This is a genomic window from Halalkalibacter flavus, assembly GCF_036663575.1.
GTDB classification, from domain to species: Bacteria; Bacillota; Bacilli; order Bacillales; family Bacillaceae_D; genus Halalkalibacter; species Halalkalibacter flavus.
Map to the genome: position 1 here is coordinate 1 of NZ_JAWRVK010000086.1, position 4867 is coordinate 4867.

General features: G+C 41.3%; 7 protein-coding genes. 2 read left to right on the forward strand and 5 right to left on the reverse strand.

The window, feature by feature from the left end; all coding sequences use genetic code 11:
- The first annotated feature begins 149 nt into the window (after positions 1 to 149).
- Entirely contained in the window at positions 150 to 437 is a 288-nt protein-coding gene (locus tag SAY88_RS24305; protein ID WP_332635014.1) for a DUF5327 family protein, read from the forward strand.
- A gap of 83 nt (positions 438 to 520) precedes the next feature.
- Here SAY88_RS24305 and SAY88_RS24310 read toward each other — a convergent pair whose 3' ends face one another.
- Entirely contained in the window at positions 521 to 1141 is a 621-nt protein-coding gene (locus tag SAY88_RS24310; RefSeq protein ID WP_332635016.1) for a GNAT family N-acetyltransferase, read from the reverse strand.
- A 110-nt stretch (positions 1142 to 1251) separates the two neighbouring features.
- Here SAY88_RS24310 and SAY88_RS24315 point away from each other — a divergent pair, with 110 nt between their 5' ends.
- Complete coding sequence (locus SAY88_RS24315; protein ID WP_332635017.1) at positions 1252 to 1623, forward strand: DUF423 domain-containing protein; 372 nt, start codon at positions 1252 to 1254, stop codon at positions 1621 to 1623.
- Positions 1624 to 1787: 164 nt separating this feature from the next.
- Here SAY88_RS24315 and gerQ read toward each other — a convergent pair whose 3' ends face one another.
- The 4 genes from gerQ to SAY88_RS24335 form a co-directional block, all read right to left on the reverse strand.
- A complete protein-coding gene (gerQ, locus tag SAY88_RS24320; RefSeq protein WP_332635018.1) occupies positions 1788 to 2321 on the reverse strand; it encodes a spore coat protein GerQ in 534 nt (177 codons plus the stop codon).
- A 135-nt stretch (positions 2322 to 2456) separates the two neighbouring features.
- Complete coding sequence (locus SAY88_RS24325; RefSeq protein WP_332635020.1) at positions 2457 to 2888, reverse strand: cell wall hydrolase; 432 nt, start codon at positions 2886 to 2888, stop codon at positions 2457 to 2459.
- A 244-nt stretch (positions 2889 to 3132) separates the two neighbouring features.
- Complete coding sequence (hemQ, locus tag SAY88_RS24330) at positions 3133 to 3882, reverse strand: hydrogen peroxide-dependent heme synthase (RefSeq protein ID WP_332635022.1); 750 nt, start codon at positions 3880 to 3882, stop codon at positions 3133 to 3135.
- A gap of 162 nt (positions 3883 to 4044) precedes the next feature.
- Positions 4045 to 4785: an enoyl-CoA hydratase/isomerase family protein gene (locus SAY88_RS24335; RefSeq protein ID WP_332635024.1), complete on the reverse strand. Its 741-nt coding sequence runs from the start codon at positions 4783 to 4785 to the stop codon at positions 4045 to 4047.
- Positions 4786 to 4867: the final 82 nt, after the last annotated feature.

Below are 4867 nucleotides of genomic sequence, written 5' to 3' on the forward strand. Positions count from 1 at the left end.
TTAAAGCCTTACAAGTGGGTTTCTTGTAAGGCGCGCAGCGAGAGAAGCCAGCGCCCACGATGTCCGCACGATCAAGGCGAAAAGGGCGACCTTCCCTTTTCCCTATAGCTCTTACATAAAAAAAATCAACAAAAAGCGAGGAGAACTAAATGAACATTCCAGCAAATCAAATTTGTGATCATATAGAATCTCAAGTGACAAAGCTTAGACAAGCCATCTCAAACGGCGATCAGGCAACGGTTCGTGAGACATCAGCGGTCATTGAAGCATACTGCAACCTATTAAAAGGCTCAGCACCTACTACAAAACAGGCACCAATGCCGACACCACCCCAACAAGACTATGTGCTCCCATCTCAGCCGAGCAGCTTTGCAAAGCCGCTTGTTCAAAGTGGCGGTGAGATTGAAGAGAAGGATCGAAATATCCTCGATTTTTAAAGAAGGGACTGAAAAAGGGTGGTTTTCTCTTTTTCAGCCCCTTCTATGAGTAACTTTCAAGAGCTTTTTCAATGGCTTCATTGCTAAAGCTGGTCATTTCTCCATTCGACTAGCACTGCATAATCAAGTGATTCAGCATCTTCTAGATAGTTTGGCATTACTTGAAGCGGGCGGAGGCCTTGCTTTAACATAAAGGTAAGGACAAGATCTTTTATTTCTCCTTTTTCGACAGCTCTTACATAGCTGTCTATATCAAGGTGTTTTGCATATTCGTGATAGTTTGGAATACGGCAACCGGCCATGAATCGTTTTAGACCAAGCTTTCTAACGGTTTCTTTTCGGGCTTCGTACAGAGCGCCGGCAATGCCTTTTCCTCGGTAGCTTGGTCTTACGCATAAATCGATCCCGTACAGGCTATCACCTGCAGGGTTATGGCTTTTTTGTATGTAGCCATCATCTGAAACTTCTTCCCATGTGTGCGGATTCCCGTCATAGGCAATGAGGAGAGAGGTAGCAGAGCCAACGACAACGTTATCTAGTTCAGCAAGCAAAGCCCCTTCAGGGAACGTAGTGACATGGGCTTTAATTTGAGCGCGTGACCACCATAAATCTTCTGGAAACGGGGGAGGGAATGCTTCTTTTTGAACATCTAATAATCCTTCAAAATCATCTAGGGTATAAGGACGAACGTTGATAGAACTCATATGAAAAACCTCCTTTTGTTCTATTGTAGTAAAATGATCGTGAAATTTCACGTGAAGCACAAAAATGTTCTTTCGAATAAAGATTAGATAATGAAAAGGAGTCGAATACAGTGGCAAAATTATTTTTATTAATTGGTAGTATTGTTATGGGACTGTCTGTTGTAATTGGCGCATTTGGTGCACATGGATTAGAACCTAGATTAACAGAACGTATGATGAAGAATTATCAAACGGGTGTTCAGTATCACATGATTCACGGTTTAGCGATTGTTGCCGTAGGGATTATTGCATTGAAATATCCGTTACCAGGTTTAAATGGTGCGGGCTGGAGCTTCCTAATTGGAATTGTGCTTTTTTCAGGGAGTCTCTATGCGATGGCATTAACCGGAGTAACGAAACTTGGGGCGATCACTCCAATCGGTGGCCTTGCTTTTATTGTTGGCTGGGTGTTGTTAGGGTTAGCTGTTTTAAGAGGGTTATAAAGAGGAAAGGGGTATCTAAAAAGGTCTGTTTTGACCTAATAGGATACCCCGAAAAGCATGAACGAAGTCGCTGCATTTTTTTAAAAGCCTTGAGTTACTTCTCTCAGGATGAGTAGCGCACGGAGTCGTAACATCTTCCTGTTTCAACTTTTAAGACAGCTTTTTTAGTAGTCAGATCCATCCGGACGTGGCGGAAATGCTACAAGCGGTGGTACGTCGTTAAAAGGATAGTCATATTCAAGTTCTTCGTCGAATACAGCATAATCGAAATTAACCATAAGAAGTAAGTACCATTGGCCTGTTTCTGGATCACTTAAAATAATATGGTCACGTCCTGCTTCTTCAACGCGGCCACGGTAAACTCTGGCGTTCCACTCTACATTTTGTTCATAAGTAAAATAAAATGTTCCAATTTTTCCACGGTTTAAGCGGAGAATATTTTCAATAAAAGACATTTCAAGCGGCAGCATGCCCGGCTCAGCTGGTGGAGTTGGAAATTGCGCTGGCGGCATAGGAGGTACTTGCAGCTGTTGCTGTGGAAACGCTTGTTGCTGCATAAATGGAAATTGCCCATTCCCAGGTTGTTGGGTTGGTTGTTGCTGATGATGAAACGGCTGCTGTTGCTGATGTTGGCCAAATCCATCAAAACCGGCTTGTGTTTGGGTGTGTTGCTGTGGATACCATGGTTGTTGGTACACTTAGATCGCCCCTTTTTTAAGTATAATCATGGTCAATGGAAATTTTTCCTGTGCAGTTACAAAAAGTTAGATACTGCGGACAAGCAAAAATACACATTGCCTTAGTAAACGCTGGTTTTCGAACTTCTTGATGAATTAATACGTTCCAAAAACTTCAGGACAGTCCGAATGCAATGGTTGGTAGAAGCAATGTAACTTGTAACGACCTGTATTCCATTGCCCCCACCACTGTGCTGGACATGCTCCCTCTGGACGGAAAAACCATAAAGAAAATTCTGCAGGGTGGAATCGTTCGCCGTTTACTACTCGCCTAGCTAAACGCCGATCTCTATCCCGGGCATGTTGGTAAAAATAACTTTTCTGAACAGCTTCAAATCCACCTGGAGATTGAAATGCCATCTCTGGAATCGTATTGACGCCACCAAAATCTAGACAGCGAACTCTAGTACGATTCACCATTGTGTTTCCGGCCATTAACATTCCGAGTTCTCCTTCACCTTCTGCCTCCGCTCGCATTAGTCTCGCGAGCATATCGATATCACTTGAATTAGCTTTAATAACAGCCATCCGTTCACCTCCTATCAAAGTTGACATTCCTTAGATGTTAGTAAGAGATAAGAAACGAAAACTGCATCCAAAAATAATAAAGGATGATTTGCCGTAGGCGGTGCAGTTACTTCACTATATGACTTAAAAAAGGGGCGTATGATAAGTTTTTTTAGTGAGTATGTCCGCCAAGACTTGCTTTCTGTGTCTTATCTGTTTGAAAATCAGTTAAAAAATGACCACATCAGATGTGGTCATTTACTATTTATACGTGAAAGTATCTAGATAGGTGACTAGGAGAAAGAATATTTCCAACATAGAAAGAGCCAAACTCACCGTAACGAGCAGATACTTCGTCAAAACGCATTTCATATACAAGTTTTTTAAATTGAAGAACATCATCAGCAAATAATGTGACGCCCCATTCCCAATCATCAAAACCAACTGATCCAGTAATCACTTGTTTTACTTTCCCAGCATAGCTGCGGCCAATCATGCCATGACTACGCATAAGCGAACGGCGGTCTTCCATCGGCAACATGTACCAGTTGTCCTCACCATCACGACGCTTGTCCATTGGATAGAAGCAAACATGGTTTGCCTTTGGCAATTGAGGGTATAGACGTGAGCGAACATGTGGATTTTGGTAAGGATCCTCATCGCTTTCGCCTGCCATATAGTTGCTTAATTCTACAACAGATACATAAGAGTAAGTAGGAATCGTAAATTCAGCTAAGCGGCTTTTATTAAATGCTGCTTCAATTTCATTCAGTTCTTCCATTGTCGGACGAAGAATCATGAGCATGATGTCTGCCTTTTGACCAACGATTGAGTAGATCGCGTGACTTCCTTGCTCGTTTGCTTCTGTTTGCTCCCATTTATCAATCATCGAATGGAACTCAGCTAAAATTTGTTCTTGTTCTTCTGTTGAGATTGTTTTCCATGCCGGCCAATTAATCGTGCGGAAATCATGCAGGCAATACCAACCATCTAATGTAATTGCAGCTTCACTCATCAAAAACATCTCCTTTGTATTCATAAATCGTTTCAAATATGTAATCAACGATACTATATCATATTTGAAACGGGGAAGCCATGAACACAGATAGTTGAGGGGAGAGGAAGTGTCTGTTACAACCATGAAGCAAACGGGATCATTGCCATCACTTTTATAGGATTACCTTTTTAAAAACTGTGTAAGAGCAGCTTGATGTTCTTTTGTTTTACCAGCTTGACGCTGGGCTGTTACTTCCATTTGTAGGACGTCTTCGAAATGATGATCAAAGCTACGTTGGAAATTTTGCTTCATTAATCCAAATGCTGTTGGAGGAACATTTCGTAATGAAGAAATGAGTTGATTTAATTGCCCAATTTGGGTAACAAGATTCATTTGCAACGCCTCGTCTGCTGATATCATTTTTCCTAAAGCTAATTCCATTGATTTGCTTAACCCGATGAGACGAGGTAAAAAATAAGAAGCACCAGCATCAGGAACGAGTCCGATTTTTAAGAAGCCAAGTCCTAATAAAGCATTAGAATTTGCTACTCTGTAATCACACGCAAGAGCAATACTTAATCCAGCACCAACAGCAATTCCGTTAATATAAGCGACCACCGGCTTTGATGTAGAGACGATCTGACGAATAAGACGGTTATACGTGTCATCTAAATAGGTGCCGTAATCAAAGGAGTTCATGTCCTCTAATGGAATGCTTTTTATGTCAGCTCCAGCAGAAAAAGAGTTTCCTGAACCTTGTACGACAATCACTTTTACATGTTCATCATCATTTGCTTTTTTAAATAAAGTGTATAACTCATCTAGTGTGGATTTGCTAAGTGCGTTCTTTACCTCTGGACGATTTAGTGTAATCATTGCAACTTGGTTTTCAACTTTGTATGTAACAATAAATGTTTCCATAAAAACCCCCCTCGTATTATATCTTTAAGAGCTCTCATTTAGAGATTTCCAGTTGATCCGGATTAACAAGAACCCTTTAAAT

Bases quoted from the DNA above. Each gene is read 5' to 3' on its own strand.
- SAY88_RS24335 (WP_332635024.1), bottom strand. From the start codon at position 4,785: ATGGAAACATTTATTGTTACATACAAAGTTGAAAACCAAGTTGCAATG.
- SAY88_RS24310 (WP_332635016.1), bottom strand. From the start codon at position 1,141: ATGAGTTCTATCAACGTTCGTCCTTATACCCTAGATGATTTTGAAGGA.
- SAY88_RS24305 (WP_332635014.1), top strand. From the start codon at position 150: ATGAACATTCCAGCAAATCAAATTTGTGATCATATAGAATCTCAAGTG.
- hemQ (WP_332635022.1), bottom strand. From the start codon at position 3,882: ATGAGTGAAGCTGCAATTACATTAGATGGTTGGTATTGCCTGCATGAT.
- SAY88_RS24325 (WP_332635020.1), bottom strand. From the start codon at position 2,888: ATGGCTGTTATTAAAGCTAATTCAAGTGATATCGATATGCTCGCGAGA.